The sequence below is a fragment of the Streptomyces sp. NBC_01306 genome (assembly GCF_026340465.1).
Taxonomy (GTDB): Bacteria; Actinomycetota; Actinomycetes; order Streptomycetales; family Streptomycetaceae; genus Streptomyces.
The window spans coordinates 312,977-329,452 of sequence record NZ_JAPEPC010000002.1; the positions used below are offsets into that span (position 1 = coordinate 312,977).

13 protein-coding genes and 1 riboswitch are annotated in these 16,476 nt (G+C 71.4%); of the genes, 8 read left to right on the forward strand and 5 right to left on the reverse strand.

Features of this window, described 5'->3' with window-relative positions:
* Nucleotides 1-18: 18 nt before the first annotated feature.
* Nucleotides 19-981 (forward strand): electron transfer flavoprotein subunit alpha/FixB family protein, encoded by a 963-nt coding sequence (locus OG385_RS34535; protein WP_266861842.1) that lies wholly within the window; start codon nt 19-21, stop codon nt 979-981.
* A 91-nt stretch (nt 982-1,072) separates the two neighbouring features.
* On the opposite strand, the gene OG385_RS34540 is transcribed toward OG385_RS34535, so the two are convergent.
* Nucleotides 1,073-1,639 (reverse strand): hypothetical protein, encoded by a 567-nt coding sequence (locus tag OG385_RS34540; RefSeq protein ID WP_266861844.1) that lies wholly within the window; start codon nt 1,637-1,639, stop codon nt 1,073-1,075.
* 242 nt (nt 1,640-1,881) lie between these two features.
* A riboswitch (cobalamin riboswitch) is annotated at nt 1,882-2,105 on the forward strand.
* 160 nt (nt 2,106-2,265) lie between these two features.
* Between OG385_RS34540 and metE the strand changes: the two genes are divergently transcribed.
* The gene (gene metE, locus OG385_RS34545) at nt 2,266-4,590 is read left to right on the forward strand and encodes a 5-methyltetrahydropteroyltriglutamate--homocysteine S-methyltransferase (RefSeq protein WP_266861846.1); all 2,325 of its coding nucleotides are present in this window, start codon (nt 2,266-2,268) and stop codon (nt 4,588-4,590) included.
* An 85-nt stretch (nt 4,591-4,675) separates the two neighbouring features.
* On the opposite strand, the gene OG385_RS34550 is transcribed toward metE, so the two are convergent.
* Nucleotides 4,676-5,704, reverse strand: coding sequence for an aldo/keto reductase (locus OG385_RS34550; protein ID WP_266861848.1), 1,029 nt, complete (start codon nt 5,702-5,704; stop codon nt 4,676-4,678).
* Between the two features lie 125 nt (nt 5,705-5,829).
* Between OG385_RS34550 and OG385_RS34555 the strand changes: the two genes are divergently transcribed.
* The 4 genes from OG385_RS34555 to OG385_RS34570 all read left to right on the forward strand — a co-directional run bounded on the left by OG385_RS34555 (nt 5,830) and on the right by OG385_RS34570 (nt 10,653).
* The gene (locus OG385_RS34555; RefSeq protein WP_266861850.1) at nt 5,830-6,450 is read left to right on the forward strand and encodes a TetR/AcrR family transcriptional regulator; all 621 of its coding nucleotides are present in this window, start codon (nt 5,830-5,832) and stop codon (nt 6,448-6,450) included.
* Between the two features lie 217 nt (nt 6,451-6,667).
* A complete protein-coding gene (locus OG385_RS34560; protein ID WP_266861852.1) occupies nt 6,668-7,801 on the forward strand; it encodes an isopenicillin N synthase family oxygenase in 1,134 nt (377 codons plus the stop codon).
* A 47-nt stretch (nt 7,802-7,848) separates the two neighbouring features.
* Nucleotides 7,849-9,192 (forward strand): nucleobase:cation symporter-2 family protein, encoded by a 1,344-nt coding sequence (locus OG385_RS34565; protein WP_266861853.1) that lies wholly within the window; start codon nt 7,849-7,851, stop codon nt 9,190-9,192.
* A 66-nt stretch (nt 9,193-9,258) separates the two neighbouring features.
* Complete coding sequence (locus OG385_RS34570) at nt 9,259-10,653, forward strand: 8-oxoguanine deaminase (RefSeq protein ID WP_266861854.1); 1,395 nt, start codon at nt 9,259-9,261, stop codon at nt 10,651-10,653.
* 2 nt (nt 10,654-10,655) lie between these two features.
* Here OG385_RS34570 and OG385_RS34575 read toward each other — a convergent pair whose 3' ends face one another.
* Nucleotides 10,656-11,369, reverse strand: coding sequence for a class F sortase (locus OG385_RS34575; RefSeq protein ID WP_266861856.1), 714 nt, complete (start codon nt 11,367-11,369; stop codon nt 10,656-10,658).
* A 135-nt stretch (nt 11,370-11,504) separates the two neighbouring features.
* Nucleotides 11,505-11,945, reverse strand: a complete 441-nt coding sequence (locus OG385_RS34580) for a hypothetical protein (RefSeq protein ID WP_266861858.1) — start codon at nt 11,943-11,945, stop codon at nt 11,505-11,507.
* Between the two features lie 812 nt (nt 11,946-12,757).
* Between OG385_RS34580 and OG385_RS37420 the strand changes: the two genes are divergently transcribed.
* Both OG385_RS37420 and OG385_RS34595 read left to right on the forward strand, forming a co-directional pair.
* Nucleotides 12,758-14,251: a fibronectin type III domain-containing protein gene (locus OG385_RS37420; protein ID WP_323183958.1), complete on the forward strand. Its 1,494-nt coding sequence runs from the start codon at nt 12,758-12,760 to the stop codon at nt 14,249-14,251.
* A 140-nt stretch (nt 14,252-14,391) separates the two neighbouring features.
* The gene (locus OG385_RS34595; protein WP_266861859.1) at nt 14,392-15,411 is read left to right on the forward strand and encodes a hypothetical protein; all 1,020 of its coding nucleotides are present in this window, start codon (nt 14,392-14,394) and stop codon (nt 15,409-15,411) included.
* Nucleotides 15,412-15,488: 77 nt separating this feature from the next.
* Here OG385_RS34595 and OG385_RS34600 read toward each other — a convergent pair whose 3' ends face one another.
* Entirely contained in the window at nt 15,489-16,358 is an 870-nt protein-coding gene (locus OG385_RS34600) for an aldo/keto reductase (protein ID WP_266862178.1), read from the reverse strand.
* Between the last annotated feature and the right edge of the window lie 118 nt (nt 16,359-16,476).

Below are 16,476 nucleotides of genomic sequence, written 5' to 3' on the forward strand. Positions count from 1 at the left end.
GCGCAGGAGAGCAATTCCATGGCTGAAGTTCTCGTCTATGTCGATCACCTCGACGGTGTTGTCCGCAAGCCCACTCTGGAGCTTCTGACGCTGGCCCGCCGGATCGGTGATCCGGTCGCTGTCGCGCTGGGCGCCGGCGCCCCCGACACGGCTACCGTGCTTGCTGAGCACGGTGCGGTGAAGGTCCTGACCGCTGAGGCTCCCGAGTTCGCCGACTATCTGGTCGTGCCGAAGGTGGACGCCCTGCAGGCCGCGTGTGAGGCGGTGTCGCCGGTCGCGGTGCTGGTTCCGTCCTCGGCCGAGGGCAAGGAGATCGCTGCGCGTCTCGCGGTGCGTATCGGCTCCGGGATCATCACTGATGCCACTGATCTGGAGGCCGGTGACGGTGGCCCGGTCGCCACGCAGTCGGCGTTCGCCGCGTCGTTCACGACCAAGTCCCGTGTCTCCAAGGGCACTCCGGTGATCACGGTCAAGCCGAACTCGGCGCCGGTCGAGGCGGCCCCGGCCGCGGGCACCGTGGAGGCGCTGAGCGTGTCCTTCGGTGAGAAGGCCACCGGTACGAAGGTCGTCTCGCGTACTGCGCGGGAGTCGACCGGGCGTCCGGAGCTGACCGAGGCCGCGATCGTGGTCTCGGGCGGGCGTGGGGTCAACGGTGCGGAGAACTTCCACATCATCGAGGCGCTCGCCGACTCGCTCGGTGCCGCTGTCGGTGCTTCGCGCGCGGCGGTGGACGCGGGCTGGTACCCGCACTCCAACCAGGTCGGCCAGACCGGCAAGTCGGTATCCCCGCAGCTCTACATCGCCAACGGGATCTCCGGCGCGATCCAGCACCGGGCCGGTATGCAGACCTCGAAGACCATCGTCGCCGTCAACAAGGACGCCGAAGCCCCGATCTTCGACCTCGTCGACTACGGCATCGTCGGCGACCTCTTCCAGGTCGTCCCGCAACTCACCGAAGAGATCACCACCCGCAAGGGCTGAATCCTCACCGACACGGGCCGCCGCGGTCCGTGTCGGTGAAGTCCTGCCGGACGTCCATGTCGTACCGGGCGCCCGGCATCACGGCGGCCCGTCAACTGTCGCAGGTGCCCCGGTCCGTGGCCTCCAGGGCGAAGTCGGCCACCAGGTTCTGCTCGTCCACGGCGAAGCGGTAGCGCTCACCGGGTGTGCCGCCGGGGACGGGAGTCTCGAAGATGAAGTCGCCGACCTTCGTCAGCCGCGGATAGGCGGCCTTGACCCGGGCCAGGCCGGTGCCCATGGTGATCCCTTCGGGCGTACGGATCAGGTTCGTCCCGGTGATCACCACCACCCCCTTGCGGGGCTCGATGAAGACGCCGCCGCCCAGGTTCGGCTTCCCCTCACTGGCGGCGAGGCGGTAGAAGTCGCAGCCGGGAGTGGTCTGCTTGTTGACCAGCAGGCCGGTCTTCTCCGCATCGCGTTCGGACTGTCCGAGCTGGATGCCCTTGTAACCGTCCGGGCCCAGGACGCCGCCGGGCGCCGTGGCCGTCCCGGACGTCCCCGTCGCGGCCGTGGCCGTCGCGGCCGTGGCCGTCGCGGCCGTGGCCGTCGCGGTGCCGAGTGTTCCGAGCAGCAGCAGACCGGCTGCCACCGCGGTCGCGGTCCTGGTGAGACGCTTCATCGTGAGAGCTCCGTCCATCTCGGGGCGCGGGCCGTGCGGCGGTGCACGACCGTGTCGCCGGTGACCTGTGCCGGAAGGAGTCCGGGGGCCCGGCGCGCAGCGGACACCATCTGCTCAGTATGGGCACGACTGATCACGTGATAGTGGCATTTAGGCCATCCGGAAGCCGGGGCCGATGAGGGGTCGTGGACCGAGCGGCCGGTGGAAACCGGCGATCCGGCCCGATCGGAACAAGAGGCTCTAGACTGTCTGGTGCAACTGGTTCGCCCCGTCCGCCAGGCGGGATGCGTCGTAAGAGGGAACCCGGTGGAATTCCGGGACTGCCCCGCAGCGGTGAGTGGGAACGACCGCCGTCATACGCACTGGGCCCGGCCGGGTCTGGGAAGCGACGGCCAGTAGGTGGATGCCCTTCCGAGGGTGACCGTGCCCGCAAGTCCGAAGACCTGCCTGTTGCCCGTGCGCGACCGATCGCGTGCGGATATCCCGGTGACCTCGTGGGCGGGTCGGCGTACATACCGGCGGACGGCCGTGCCTCGTGGCGCGCGCGGACCGCCCGGTTCGTCACCCCTTCGCGCTCGCGTCCCGTCTCCGGGATCTCAAGGAGTCATCTCGCGAAGGAGATTTCCGTGACATCGAAGCCCGCAGCCGCGGCAGCACGGGCCACCGTGTACGGCTACCCCCGACAGGGCCCGAACCGGGAACTGAAGAAGGCCATCGAGGGCTACTGGCAGGGCCGCACCAGCGCCGACGACCTCCGCGAGACCGCCGCAGGTCTGCGCCGGTCGAACTGGCAGCGTCTGGCGGAATCCGGCATCCATGAGGTCCCCACCGGTGACTTCTCGTACTACGACCATGTCCTGGACACCAGCGTGATGGTCGGCGCGGTCCCGGAGCGGCACCGAAAGGCCGTCGAAACCGACCCGCTCGACGGTTACTTCGCGATGGCACGCGGGACCCAGGAGCTGGCGCCGCTGGAGATGACCAAGTGGTTCGACACCAACTACCACTACCTGGTACCCGAACTGGGCCCTGACACGGAGTTCGCCGCGGACTCCACCCAGCAGACCGGGCAGCTCAGGGAGGCGATCGCCCTCGGGCTCGCCGCCCGTCCCGTACTCGTCGGCCCGGTCACCTATCTGCTGCTGGCCAAGCCGGCCCCGGGCGTCGCAGCGGACTTCGAACCGCTGACCCTGCTGGACCGGCTGCTGCCCGTCTACGCCGAGGTACTCGCCGATCTGCGGTCGGCGGGCGCGGAGTGGGTCCAGCTGGACGAGCCGGCTCTTGTCCAGGACCGCACCCCCGCAGACCTGAACGCCGCCGCACGCGCCTACCGTGAACTCGGCTCGCTCACCGACCGTCCCAAGCTGCTGGTCGCGTCCTACTTCGACCGCCTCGGCGATGCACTGCCCGTCCTGGCCAAGGCCCCGGTGGAGGGCCTCGCGCTGGACTTCACCGGCGCAGCCGCGGCCAACATCGGCGCACTCGCCGCCGTCGGCGGACTGCCCGGCAAGCGCCTGGTCGCCGGCGTGGTCGACGGGCGCAACATCTGGGTCAACGACCTGGAGAAGTCGCTCACCACGCTGGGAACCCTGCTGGGGCTGGCCGACCGGGTGGACGTCTCCGCCTCCTGCTCGCTCCTGCATGTGCCGCTCGACGCGTCCGCCGAACGGGACATCGACCCGCAGATCCTGCGCTGGCTCGCCTTCGCCCGGCAGAAGACCGCGGAGATCGCGACCCTCGCCAGGGGAATCAGTCAGGGAACCGGCGCGATCACCGCCGAACTGGCCGTCAACCGGGCCGCCCTGGCCTCCCGGGCCGACTCGGCGATCACCCGCGATCCTGCCGTACGGGCCAGGGCCGCCGCGGTCACGGAGGCCGACGCGCACCGCCCCCAGCCGTACTCCGAGCGGGCCGTCGCCCAGCGCGCCGCTCTCGGGCTGCCGCTCCTGCCGACCACCACCATCGGCTCCTTCCCGCAGACCACGGAACTGCGCACGGCCCGCGCGGACCTGCGGAACCGGCGCATCGATGCCGCCGGCTACGAGGAACGCGTCAAAGCCGAGATCCAGCACGTGATCGCCTTCCAGGAGAAGACGGGCCTTGACGTCCTGGTGCACGGCGAGCCGGAGCGCAACGACATGGTCCAGTACTTCGCCGAACGGCTGACCGGCTATCTGGCCACGCAGCAGGGCTGGGTGCAGTCGTACGGGACCCGCTATGTCCGTCCGCCGATCCTCGCCGGCGACATCTCCCGCCCCGAACCGATGACGGTCCGCTGGACGACGTACGCCCAGTCCCTGACCGGCCGCCCCGTCAAGGGCATGCTCACCGGTCCGGTCACCATGCTCGCCTGGTCCTTCGTCCGGGACGACCAGCCGCTCGGCGACACCGCACGCCAGGTCGCCCTGGCCCTCCGCGACGAGGTCAACGACCTCGAAACCGCAGGGACTTCGGTCATCCAGGTCGACGAGCCCGCACTGCGCGAGACACTGCCGCTGCGGGCCGCCGACCGGCCCGCGTACCTGGACTGGGCCACCGAGTCCTTCCGGCTCACCACCAGCGGCGTCCGCCCGGACACCCAGATCCACACCCATATGTGCTACGCGGAGTTCGGCGACATCGTCCAGGCCATCGACGACCTCGACGCCGACGTCATCAGCCTGGAGGCCGCCCGCTCCCACATGCAGGTCGCCCGCGAACTCGCCGAACACGGCTACCCGCGCGAGGCGGGACCCGGCGTGTACGACATCCACTCCCCGCGCGTGCCGAGCGTCGAGGAAGCAGCAGCCCTCCTCCGCAAGGGCCTTGAGGCCATCCCGGCCGAGCGGCTATGGGTGAACCCGGACTGCGGGCTCAAGACCCGCGGCTGGCCCGAGACCCGGACGTCGCTGGAGAACCTCGTCACCGCCGCCCGCGCGGTCCGTTCCGAACTGGCCACCGGGGGCGCCTGACCGGTCACGGGGCCGGGCCGGACACCCTGCTGTCCGGTCCGGCCCCGGCGTACGGGCGCGCGGCTTCTCCCGGGACCCCCACAGGTCAGACGGCGGAGCGCTCGCCGGCCGGGCGGCGGCGCAGGACGGGCCGCTCGATGGCGGGAGGGTTGTAGATCGCGTCCAGCGTCCCGATGTCCGTGCCCGGCGGCACGATGGCGTCGATCCGGTCGAGGATGTCGTCGGTCAGGGTGGTCCCGGCGCCGGCGAGCAGGTCGTCCAGGTGGTTCATAGTGCGCGGGCCGATGATCGCGGAGGTGACGCCGGGGTGGGAGATCGCAAACGCCGTCGCCAGATGGGTCAGCGGCATTCCGGCCTCCTCCGCGAGCGGGATGAGCTGCTCGACCACATCGAGCCGCCGCTCGTCGACCAGGTGCTTGAAACCGAAGCCGGCCCGATGGGTGTCGGCCCGGTGGCCCTTGCGGTAGCGGCCGGTGAGCATGCCGCCCGCGAGCGGGCTCCAGACCAGGGCGCCCATCCCGTACCGCTCGCAGACCGGCAGCACCTCGCGCTCGATGCCCCGGTTGAGGATCGAGTACGGCGGCTGTTCGGTGCGGAACCGCTCCAGGCCGCGCCGCTCGGCGACCCACTGCGCCTCGACGATGTCCGAAGCGGGGAAGGAGGAGGCTCCGATGGCGCGGACCTTCCCCGCGCGTACCAGGTCGGTGAGGGCCGAGAGGGTCTCCTCCACGTCGGTGTCCGGCGCGGGCCGGTGGATCTGGAACAGGTCGACGTGATCGGTCTGCAGCCGGCGCAGCGAGTCATCGAGTGCGCGCACCAGCCAGCGCCGTGAGTTGCCCCGCTGGTTGGGGTCGTCCCCCATCGGCAGGTGAGCCTTGGTGGCCAGTACGACGTCGTCACGGCGCCCCTTGAGGGCCTTGCCGACGATCTCCTCGGACTCGCCTCGTGCGTAGGCATCGGCGGTGTCGACGAAGTTGATGCCCGCGTCCAGCGCCTTGTGGATGATGCGGACGGAGTCGTCGTGGTCGGGGTTGCCCAGGGCTCCGAACATCATCGCGCCCAGGCAGTAAGGGCTGACCTTGATTCCGGTCCGTCCCAGTGTGCGGTACTTCATGGTTCTCCTCCGGGGTTGGGACGTCCGCCGCAGCGCGATACGCTGGCATAAGCGGAACAGCGTTCCGCCGAAAACAATACGGAACATCGTTCCGGTTGGCAATCCGGCTGGCAGAAGGAGCACTCATGAATGACGGCCCGACGACGGGAGAGGCAGCGGAAGAGGCGACGGAAGAGCGGCCCCGCCAGCCGGTGCGCGCCGACGCACAGCGCAGCATCGACGCCCTGCTCGCCGCGGCCGCGGAGGTGTTCTCCGCCTCCGGCGTGGACGCCCCCGTCCGGCAGATCACCGCCAGGGCGGGAGTCGGCGCAGGCACCCTCTACCGGCACTTCCCGCAGCGGTCGGACCTCATCGCCGCCGTCTTCCGCAAGGAGGTCGACGCCTGCGCGGCCGCCGCCCCCGCCCTTGCCGCCGAGCATGAACCGGTCGAGGCCCTGACCAGGTGGCTGCAGCGCTTCGCGGGCTTCATCGCCACCAAGCGCGGACTGAGCGCCGCCCTGCACTCGGGAGACCCGGCGTACGACAGCCTGCCGTCCTACTTCCAGCGACGCTTCGAGCCCGCGCTCGGAGAGCTCCTGGACAGCGCGGCGAAAGCCGGCGAAGTCCGCTCCGACGCCAACCCCTGGGACCTGCTGCGCGCCATCGGCAACCTGACGGTGCCCGTCGGGGACGACAACGACGGCCATACGCAGCGCATGATCGCCCTGCTGGTCGACGGGCTCCGCTACGGCACGTCGAACAGCTGACGACCCACAGCCGCGGGGCTGCGGCCGCGTCAACCACCTTCCCGCTGTTGGAGGTTCGACCAAGGTCTACGGGAACGGGGCGGGGCCCCTTTGGGCGGTCGGCCAGAATCCGGGGCCGGGCATTTACATGCTCGCAGCGCTTCCGCCACCGTGTGACGCACCGTCAGTCAGTGGAGAAATCCGCTGTCCCCCCACCCGCACGGACGGAGGCGCCGCGATGGCCGAAGGCCCCGCGCCCCATGACGACTTCGACGTTCCCGCCATCGATGTCTCGCGCTGGGCCGAAGGTGGCGCGACGGAGCGCGCCGCACTCGCCTCGGCCGTCGACGCGGCAGCCCGAACGGTCGGCTTCATGCAGATCACCGGCCACGGCATTCCGACCGCGGCCGGGCGGGGTCTGGCCGACGCCATGGATGCCTTTTTCGCCCTCTCCCAGGAGGAGAAGCGCACGCTGGTGGCACCGCCCGAGATCAACCGGGGCTACACGCCGCCCAGAGCGGAGAAGCTCAGCCTCAGTCTGGGAGTGACCTCGCCGGAGGACCTCTTCGAGGCCTTCAACGTCGGCGTGGACGGCGCCGGGCACACCGGCGGAGCCCTGCCGGCCACGCATTTCGCCGCGAACCGCTGGCCCGATCCGCATCGTGTCCCCGGCTTCCGGGCGGCCGTGGACACCTGGTTCCGGCACGCGGGAGATCTGGCGCGGCTGCTGACCGGGGTATTCGCTCATGCGCTGGGGCTCGACGAGAACTTCTTCCGCCCGTACACCGACCACTCCGTCGACGTGCTGCGTATGAACAACTACGCGCTGCCCGCCGGGGAGACGCGTGTCGACCGGGGCCGGATGGGCATGGGCGCGCACACCGACTACGGCATCGTCACCGTGCTCTGGGCCGACCAGGTGCCCGGGCTCCAGATCCTCGGCGACGCCGGGCAGTGGCACGACGTACTGCCCGCCGAAGGGGCGCTGCTGGTCAACCTCGGTGACGCACTGGCCCGTTGGACCAATGACCAGTGGCGCTCCACGCTGCACCGGGTGCTGCCGCCGACCGATGCCGAGGGGCGGCTGGTGCGCCGCAGGTCCGCCGCCTACTTCCACGACGGCAACCACGACGCCGTGATCAGCCCGCTGCCCGGCTGTGTTCCCGCGGGCGCCGAACCGCTCTATCCTCCGGTCACCATCGGCGACCACATCACGGCCAAACTGGCGGGCTCACGGGCACTGCGCCCGCACGACGACGCCGGGCGGGAGAGCGCACGGCTGCTCGCCGCCACCGAATCCGCCACCGGATCCGCTACCGCGTCCACCGCCGATTCCGCCTCCGGACCCGGCGGCCTCGCCGGCGATCGCTGACCCACCCGCGGACGGGCGCCCGGCGAAGGCCGCCCGCCGGGCTGCGCATGGAGAGGTCCCGTCCCGTGGAAGAGCCCTGCCCGCCACAGCCCCACCCCGTCGACCAACGCCCGGCGTGGGGTGCACTCCTGTTGCTGGGTGCCCAGCATGTGCTGGTGATGTACACGGGGTCCATCGCCGTACCACTGCTGTTCGGCGCGGCGACCCATCTGTCGCACGCCACGGTGACCCTCCTCATCGACGCCGATCTGCTGGTGGCCGGGGTCGTGACGCTGCTGCAAAGCGTGGGGGTGGGCCGGGTCCTCGGCGTGCGGCTGCCGATCGTGGCCGGTGCGGGCTTCAGCGCCGTATCTCCGATGATCCTCATCGCGCAGCAGTACGGCATGGCAGCGGTCTACGGCGCGATGCTGGCCGGAGGTGTGTTCGGCGTGCTCGTCGCGGCACCCTTCGCCCGTCTCGTGCGCTACTTCCCACCGCTGGTCGGCGGCACCGTGATCACCGTCATCGGGCTTTCGCTGCTGGGCGTGGGCACCCAGATGGTGGCCGGCGACGACCCGTCGGCCCCCGGCTACGCGGCGCCCGTACGGCTGCTGCTGGCCGGCGGGGTGCTCGCCCTGATCGTCGTGGTGATGCGGCTCTCCCGTGGCTTTCTCGGCCAAGTCGCCGTACTGGTGGGCTTGGTGGCGGGCACCGTCGCCGCCGTCCTGCTCGGGCAGGCCCACTTCTCGGAAGCTGCCGGAGCCTCCTGGGCCGGGCTGCCGGAGCCGTTCCACTTCGGCGCTCCGCACTTCCCGGTGGCCGCGGTGGTCTCGATGTGTGTGGTCATGCTGGTGATCTTCACCGAGTCGACGGCGAGCATGCTCGCGGTGGCGGAGATGACCGACCGCTCCCTGACCACCGGTGACCTCGCCCGCGGGCTGGCCGCCGACGGGCTCTCCGGGGTGCTCGGCGCCGTCATGAACTCCTTTCCGGACACTGTCTTCGGGGAGAACCTGGGGCTGGTCGAGGTGACCCGGGTCCGCAGCCGCTGGGTCACCGCCGTCGCCGGAGCCCTGCTGATCGTGCTGGGCTGTGTCCCGCGACTGGGCTCCCTCGTGGCCATGCTGCCCGATCCGGTGGTGGGCGCTGCGGCGCTGGTGATGTTCGCCATGGTGGCCGGCGTCGGGATCCGCATCCTGCGCCACGTCGACTTCGAGGGCACATCGAACCTGCTGATCGTCGCCGTCTCCCTGGTCGCCGGGATGGTGCCGGTGACCGCACCGCACATCTACGACCGGCTGCCCGCCGGTGCGCGCATCGTCTTCGGCAGCGCCATCACCTGCACTGCGGTCTGCGCTTTCGGCCTGAATCTGCTGTTCAACCACGTACCGCGCCGCCGTACCGCCCCCTGATGCCCACCCAAGAACACCGGAGCACCGAAGCACCGAAGCACCGAAGCACCGAAGAGAGGAACGACCGTGCCGGCCAACCGACTTGTCATCGAGAACTGCGCCCTCACCACCATGGACGCGAGCGACACCGAGTACGCCTCCGGCCACATCGTGGTCGCCGGTCACCGTATCGAGTCGGTGGGCCCGGGACCCGCGCCCGCGGACCTGACGGACGTCGTCCGGCGCATCGACGGCGACGGGCATCTGGTGACCCCCGGGCTGGTCAACACACACCACCACTTCTACCAGTGGATAACCCGCGGTCTCGCCCAGGACTGCAACCTCTTCGACTGGCTGGTCAGCCTCTATCCCGTCTGGTCCCGGATCGACGAGCCGATGGTGCACGCCGCGGCGCAGGGCTCACTGGCGGCCCTGGCGCTGTCCGGGGTCACCACCGCCGCGGACCACCACTACGTCTTCCCTCGCGGCGCCGGTGATCTGCTCGGTGCCGAGATCCGCGCCGCAGCGGACATGGGCGTACGTTTCTCGCCCACCCGCGGCTCCATGGACCGGGGCGCGTCGGACGGCGGGCTGCCGCCGGACTTCGCGGTGGAGAGTACGGAGGAGGCGCTGCTCGCCACCGAGGCGGCGATCGACCGCTGGCACGACCCGTCCCCCGCTTCGATGCTCCGCGTCGGTGTCGCGCCCTGCTCGCCCTTCTCGGTCTCGTCCGAGCTGCTGCGTTCAGCTGCAACGCTGGCCCGTTCCAAGGGTGTTCGGCTGCACACCCACGGCAGCGAGACCCGCGAGGAGGAGGAGTACTGCATGTTGCGGTACGGCATGACGCCGACCGAGCTGCTGGCGTCCACCGGGTGGCTCGGCCCGGACGTGTGGATGGCCCACTGCATCCATATGTCCGACTCCGACATCGCCCGCTTCGCCGACACCGGTACCGGCGTCGCGCACTGCCCGTCGTCCAACGCGCGGGTCGCCGCCGGCCTCGCCCGCGTCCCCGACATGCTCACGGCCGGAGTCCCGGTGGGGCTGGGCGTGGACGGCTCCGCGTCCAACGAATGCGGCCAGCTCGGCTCCGAGCTGCGCAACACCCTGCTGATCAACCGTCTGGGCGACCACCGGGAGAAGGCGCTCACCACCCGCCAGGCACTCCGGATGGGCACCATGGGAGGTGCGCGGGTACTGGGCCGGGAGGACGAGATCGGCTCGCTCGAAACCGGCAAGCTGGCGGACCTCGCGCCGTGGAAACTCGACGGTCTGCTGCACTCCTCCATCGCCGACCCGGTCGCCGCCCTCGTGCTCGGCGCCCCGGCCCCGCTGACTCTGCTGCTGGTCAACGGCGAGCCGGTCGTGGAGGACGGCCATCTCGTCACCGTCGACGAGGACGCCGTCGCCCGCGGCACCCGCACACAGGCGCGGCGTCTGGCCGGGCTCGCCGGACTCGGTACACCGGCACGGAGCACCTAGCGTCAGCCGGTGCCGGTGCCGGTGCCGGTGCCGGTGAGATGGGCGTAGACGACGACGTTGCCGAGGTAGTGCTGGTGCTTCTTGTCGAATCCGCCGCCGCACGTGATGAGGCGCAGTTCCGGCCGCGAAGCCGCGCCGTAGACCTGCTTGTTGGGGAAGGCCTTCGCCGGGTAGGCCTCGATCGCGTCGATGGTGAATACGGCGGTCACCCCGTCGGTCCGTACGACGTGAACGGTGTTTCCTTTCTTGAGCGATCCCAGACCGTAGAAGACAGCCGGGCCATGCCGGTTGTCGACGTGGCCGGCGATGACGGCTGTGCCCGTGGCTCCGGGGCTGGTCCCGCCCTTGTACCAGCCGGCGAGATTGCGGGCGTTGTCCGACGGGGCCGCGAGGCTGCCGTTCGCCTCCAGGCCCAGCGGCATCAGCGGTGCGTCCACCCGCAGCGCGGGAATGCGCACGCGCTCGGGTACGGAGGGCGGCAGCGGCGCGACCGCCGGCGAAACGGAACCGTCCCCGCCGGGTGGGCGGCCTGCGGCGGCGAACCCCTGGGCGGCCCCGGGCTGGGGCGGTGGTCCCGGTGTCCGCAGGCCGTTGCTGATCAGCGCGACCGCCAGACAGACGGCCAGGGTGACCAGCATCGCTACGCCGCCGCGGCGCACCGTGCCGGTGGTCTCCGTGGGTGGGGGGCGGACGCCGGCCGGGACGTATCGGTCCACGTTTTACCTGCCTGATGACGTACGGGCCGGAGCGCGCGGCGCCTCCTGTGCCCCAGGAGTGTGGCCCAAGGCTGTGCCCCAGGCTGCGCCGGGGCACAGGAGGCGGTGTAGCTGTGTCCGGCGGACGGACCCTGGTCAGCGGTGGCTGTCGCCGCGGCGGCGCAGGAGCAGCGAGCCTGCCGCGACGGCGGCGAGCAGGCCGGCGCCCAGCACGATGTCCGTGCTGTTGACGCCCTGGCTGGTGCTGCCGCTGCCGGTGCGCATGGTGCCCGACGGCATCTTGGCGTCGGGGCAGACACGGGCGGCCTCCGAGGCCAGCGCGTTCGCGTTCGACTGGAGCTTGTCGACGTTGTCCTGCTCGGCCTTGCCCGGGTGGCCGCCGTCGGCGAGCTGGTCCTTGTAGTCCTTGAGCGCGGCCTGGTACTCCGCCTCGGCCTTCTGGGCGTCCGATGTGGCCTTCGAACAGGCTGCGCCGGTCTGCGGAGCGTGCACCACCGCGGCGTGGGCCGAGGGCGCGGTCAGTGCGACGGCCGCGGCGAGAGCGGCCGTACCCAGAAGCGCGTGTATACGACGCATGATCCAACCTTCCACGAGTACGGATGCGGCACCGGTGCGCCACAGACGATCGGGTCCGTACCCACAGAACCGATCACAGCGCAGCCACCGCCGCGAATCTCGCTGACCACCCATCAGGCGCAACGGCCTCCCGTGGGGACCACATCAGCACCAGGTCGATCGTCGCAGTTCAGAGGGGTGCGCAGAGCCCGGTGAGGACACCGGCAGCAGCCCGGCCGAACGGGTGACCACACGGCCGGCGGGGCATGGACGACGCGCGACGGGTGCGGGGCCGTCGGCGGTACGCGGTTGGCGACGGCAGCGCCGTGACATACGGGGGTGGGTCTCACACCTCACCGGTGCGGGGCTCCCACCGGGGTGGCGGGAAACGTGAGGGGCGGTGCCCCCGCCCGGCGGACTCCGCCGCCTGCCGTTGGGGTGCATTGCGGATGGCCGGTGGCGTGGCGCACGAGGGAGCGGAGCGCAGGTTCCTAGGGTCGCCGCCTACGGACCGCGGCCGGCACACGGACTGGCCCGACCACCCCCCGGCCGCTGTCAATTGACGAAACGTCACACAGGTGATGCGTCCTCGCCCTTCCGTGTCTGCGGCGCGAGCGGGGTCGCAGTCCCTGCCGACCGGTACGGCACCGAGCCGACCGTCCAGAACGGATGGGTGTGTCATGAACCGCTCTTCGCTGCCTTCTTCCCCCGACCCCTCATCTGCCCCGCACGACCCCTTCACCGCGCGCAGGCACTCCGCCCGGAGCGTGCCCGGTGACCCGCACGCAGGAGAACACTCCACCCGCAACAGACATCGGCCGCGGTGGCGGCCGATGACCGCGACGGCCGGAATCCTGCTGCTGTGCACGGCCGGACTCGGCTCAGCGCATTCGGCGGAGGCTGCCGTGACCGCGGCCCCCGCGCCCGGGAGTGCGCCGCTGTACGTCTCCGACTACACCGCCGGCAAGGTGCTGCGGCTCGCCGCGGACGGCGGTTCGCAGACGGAGGTCCCGGCCACCGGGCTGACCCGCCCGACCGGGATGACTCTCGACGCCGCGGGCAATCTCTACATCGCCGACACGGGCGACAACAGGGTGGTGCGGGTGCCCGCGGGCGGCGGACCGCAGACCGATGTCCCGACCACCGACCTGAACCGTCCGATCGGGCTGGCACTCGACCGGGCGGGCGACCTCTTCATCGCCGACAGCTTCAACGACCGGGTGGTCGAGGTACCGGCGGACGGCGGACCCCAGCGGACCGTTCCCACCACCGGGCTGCTCCACCCGAGCGGGCTGGCCCTCGACGCCGCCGACAACCTCTACGTAGCCGACTTCAGCAACGACCGGGTGGTCGAGGTGCCGGCCGACGGGAGCGGGCAGACCACCGTCCCCGCTGTCGGACTCTCCCAGCCGACCGGCCTGGCCTTCGACACCCGCGGGGCTCTCTACATCGCCGACTCGGGCAACGACCGGGTGGTGAAACTGCCGGCCCGGGGCCGCCGGCAGGTGACCGTCCCCACCACCGGTCTGCGCGGCCCGCAGGGGCTGGCGCTCGACGGTGCCAGGAATCTGTTCGTAGCCGATTTCGGCAACGACCGTGTGATCGAGGTGCCCGCCGACGGCCGGCGGCAGACCACCGTCCCCTTCACCGGCCTGAGCACCCCGGCCGGCGTAGCGGTACCGCCGTCCCCGGCGCCGCCCACCAACGTCAGGGCTGTCCCCGGCTTCGGGCGGGCCACGGTGTCGTTCGCCGGGAGCGTCTCGCCCTCGGTGAGCCGCTACACCGTGACGGCCATCGACCTCACCCGTTCCTCCCACGGCGTGCGTACCGCGCCGGGCCGGGACACTCGCATCACGGTCACCGGCCTCACCCCTGGTGACACCTACCGGTTCACGGTCACCGCGACCAACGCGGCCGGGGCCACCAGCCGCGCGTCCGCCCGGTCCGAAGCCGTCACCATCCTCCCGGCTGCCCGGCGCATCGCCACCCGGCTCAGGGCCGAGCCCGCCACCGCAGTCCAGCACCCGCGACCGCCGGTCCTCCGGGTCAAGGGGCTCTCGGCCACTCTGACCAGGGCGGACGGCGTACCGGTGACCGGCCGGACCGTCGCGTTCACCAACACCGCCAGGACCCGGAAGCTCTGCTCGGCGGTCACCGACCGCAAGGGCGTGGCGCGATGTGACGCCACGGTCCGGGACCGGACTCGTGGGGCCGGCGGTCTCGCCGCCGACCTGCGCTGCCACGGGTACCTGGCGACGTTCGCCGGAACGGCCGCGTACCGCCCCAGCAAGGACACCGCACCGGTGCGCTTCGAGCACCGTCGCTGACGCCTCTCCCTCCCCTCCCCCGGCACCGCGCCGGGGGAGGAACCGCTCGTCGTCGACGAGCCGACCGCCGGGCGCGGGGACACACTGGCCGGGCCGGATCGAGCAGAACGGTCAACACCGTACGGAGACAGGAGCCAGAGATGCCCCGGACCCCCGACACCGCACACGGTCCGGCGGACGCCGGTCGCCGCTCGGTCCTGCTGAGCGCGGCGGCGCTCGCACTCACCGCCTCCGGATGCTCGGGCCCGGCCAGCCGCAGCCCGCAGCTCTCGGCCCCGACCGCCTCGGGATCCGCCCCGGGAAGCGCCACACCGTCGGCTGCCGCACTGCCGCACACGACGCCCTGGCGGCCGAACGCGGCGGACGTGGACCCCCAGGTGAAGCTGCGCGCCGTGCAGCTCATCGAGGCACTGGGCAACTGGCGGCCGGGGGGCGGTGGCGTGGCGAAGGCCCGGGCCAAGGTGACCGCGCTCGGGCTGCACGGCGCGCTCGCGGATCAGGCCGGGCCGTTGCTGTCCGGTGCGGACGAAGCCGTCCTGCAGGTCATCGACGCGCAGTACGGCGGCATCCTGACCAACTCCGCCAGCGTCCTGGTCGTGTGCAGGCAGTGGACCCGCTCAGGCGGCGGGCCGGTGACCGCCGGCGGTACGACGGTGGACGTACGGCTCAGCCGGGCGCAACCGCGCTGGTCGGTCACGGCACTCCACCCGGCCGCCCCGGGACCGGCCTCGTCCGCACTGTCCGACACGGCCCGCAAGATCCTCGCCGACCACCGCATCAGCCTGCCGCCGGCCTCCGCGGCCGACATCCGCAGCGGCGCCGTCCACCCCACCGCGCTCACAGCACTGCTCCGGCTGGCGGGCAGTTACCGCATCGATGTGAGCGTCGTACGCTCCGGGCATCCGCTGGATGTCTTCGGCACCAACCGGCCCAGCGACCACCCGCTCGGCCGTGCCTTCGACGTATGGCGGATCAACGGCCGGCCCGTGGTCGCCGCGTCGACCCCGCGCTCGCTGATCGAGTCCTTCATGCGCGACGCCGCGGCGGCCGGTTCGTACAACGTCGGCGGCCCCGTCCAGCTCGGGGGCGGCGCCACGGCGAACCAGTTCTTCTCGGACGCCACGCACCACGACCACGTCCACGCCGGCTTCAACAGCTGAGCCGAGCCGACGGATAGTCACCGTGCCCCGTTTCGGGACCACTTGGACAGGAATCCCGCGCGGCCCGTGTGTGCGTGTCAGTCCAGGGAGTCCGCGAGGCGATCGAGGGCGACGACCGTTTCGGACGGCAGACGCACGCTTCCGGCCGCGATGTTGTCGTCCAGGTGGGCCGGATCGGAGGTCCCCGGGATGAGGAGGGTCTGCGCGTAGTGGGCCAACTGCCAGGCCAGGCCGACCTGGGCGGGCGTCGCCCCGAGAGAAGCCGCCGCCTGCACCACGGCGGGGTGCTCGGTCACCTTGGGGACACCGGGAAAGGCGGAGCCGAGCGGGAAGAACGGCACCCACGCGATCCCGTGCTCCCGGCACAGGTCCAGCAGCGGTTCGCTCGACCGGTCGAGGACGCTGTACGCGTTCTGTACGCAGGCGATACCGGCGGGCAACGCCTGGCGCAGTTGCCCGGGGCCGACGCTGCTCAGCCCGATCGCGCCGATCTTGCCCTCGTCCCGCAGGGCGGTGAGCTCCGCGAGCTGGCTGTCCAGATCGACAATCTGGTCACCCTCGGCACTCAGCCCGGGAGGCACGTCGAGGCGGCGCAGGTTGACCACGGCCAGCTGTTCGACATCCAGGCCGGTGAGGTTGGCCTCCACCTCGGCGCGCAGTTCCTCGGGCCGCTGGGCAGCAACCAGTCCCGTCCCGTCGTCCCGGGCACCGACTTTGCTCACGATCACCAGGTCGTCGGGAAAGGGATGCAGCGCATCGCGGATCAGAGCGTTGCAGGCTCCGGCGCCGTAGAACTGCGCCGTGTCGAGGTGGTTGACGCCCTTCGTCACGGCGTCGCGCAGCACCGTCATCGCCTTGTCCCGTCCGGCGGCCGACTGGTCGCCGGGCCGCAGGGCGAGTTGCATGGCGCCGAACCCGATCCGGGCGACGCGCCGCCCGCCCAGCATTGCGGTGCCACCGGGTGCCTGCTGGGATCCGTCTGCTGTCGTCACGTGCGCACTCCTGGCTGTGATGGCCTATTCTCGACCGAGACCAACCGGAGGACCCTCCGGCTCAGGAGCAGAC

Bases quoted from the DNA above. Each gene is read 5' to 3' on its own strand.
- OG385_RS34535 (WP_266861842.1), top strand. From the start codon at position 19: ATGGCTGAAGTTCTCGTCTATGTCGATCACCTCGACGGTGTTGTCCGC.
- OG385_RS34560 (WP_266861852.1), top strand. From the start codon at position 6,668: ATGGCCGAAGGCCCCGCGCCCCATGACGACTTCGACGTTCCCGCCATC.
- OG385_RS34550 (WP_266861848.1), bottom strand. From the start codon at position 5,704: ATGAAGTACCGCACACTGGGACGGACCGGAATCAAGGTCAGCCCTTAC.
- OG385_RS34580 (WP_266861858.1), bottom strand. From the start codon at position 11,945: ATGCGTCGTATACACGCGCTTCTGGGTACGGCCGCTCTCGCCGCGGCC.
- OG385_RS34540 (WP_266861844.1), bottom strand. From the start codon at position 1,639: ATGAAGCGTCTCACCAGGACCGCGACCGCGGTGGCAGCCGGTCTGCTG.
- OG385_RS34595 (WP_266861859.1), top strand. From the start codon at position 14,392: ATGCCCCGGACCCCCGACACCGCACACGGTCCGGCGGACGCCGGTCGC.
- OG385_RS34565 (WP_266861853.1), top strand. From the start codon at position 7,849: ATGGAGAGGTCCCGTCCCGTGGAAGAGCCCTGCCCGCCACAGCCCCAC.
- OG385_RS34555 (WP_266861850.1), top strand. From the start codon at position 5,830: ATGAATGACGGCCCGACGACGGGAGAGGCAGCGGAAGAGGCGACGGAA.
- OG385_RS34600 (WP_266862178.1), bottom strand. From the start codon at position 16,358: ATGCTGGGCGGGCGGCGCGTCGCCCGGATCGGGTTCGGCGCCATGCAA.
- OG385_RS37420 (WP_323183958.1), top strand. From the start codon at position 12,758: ATGACCGCGACGGCCGGAATCCTGCTGCTGTGCACGGCCGGACTCGGC.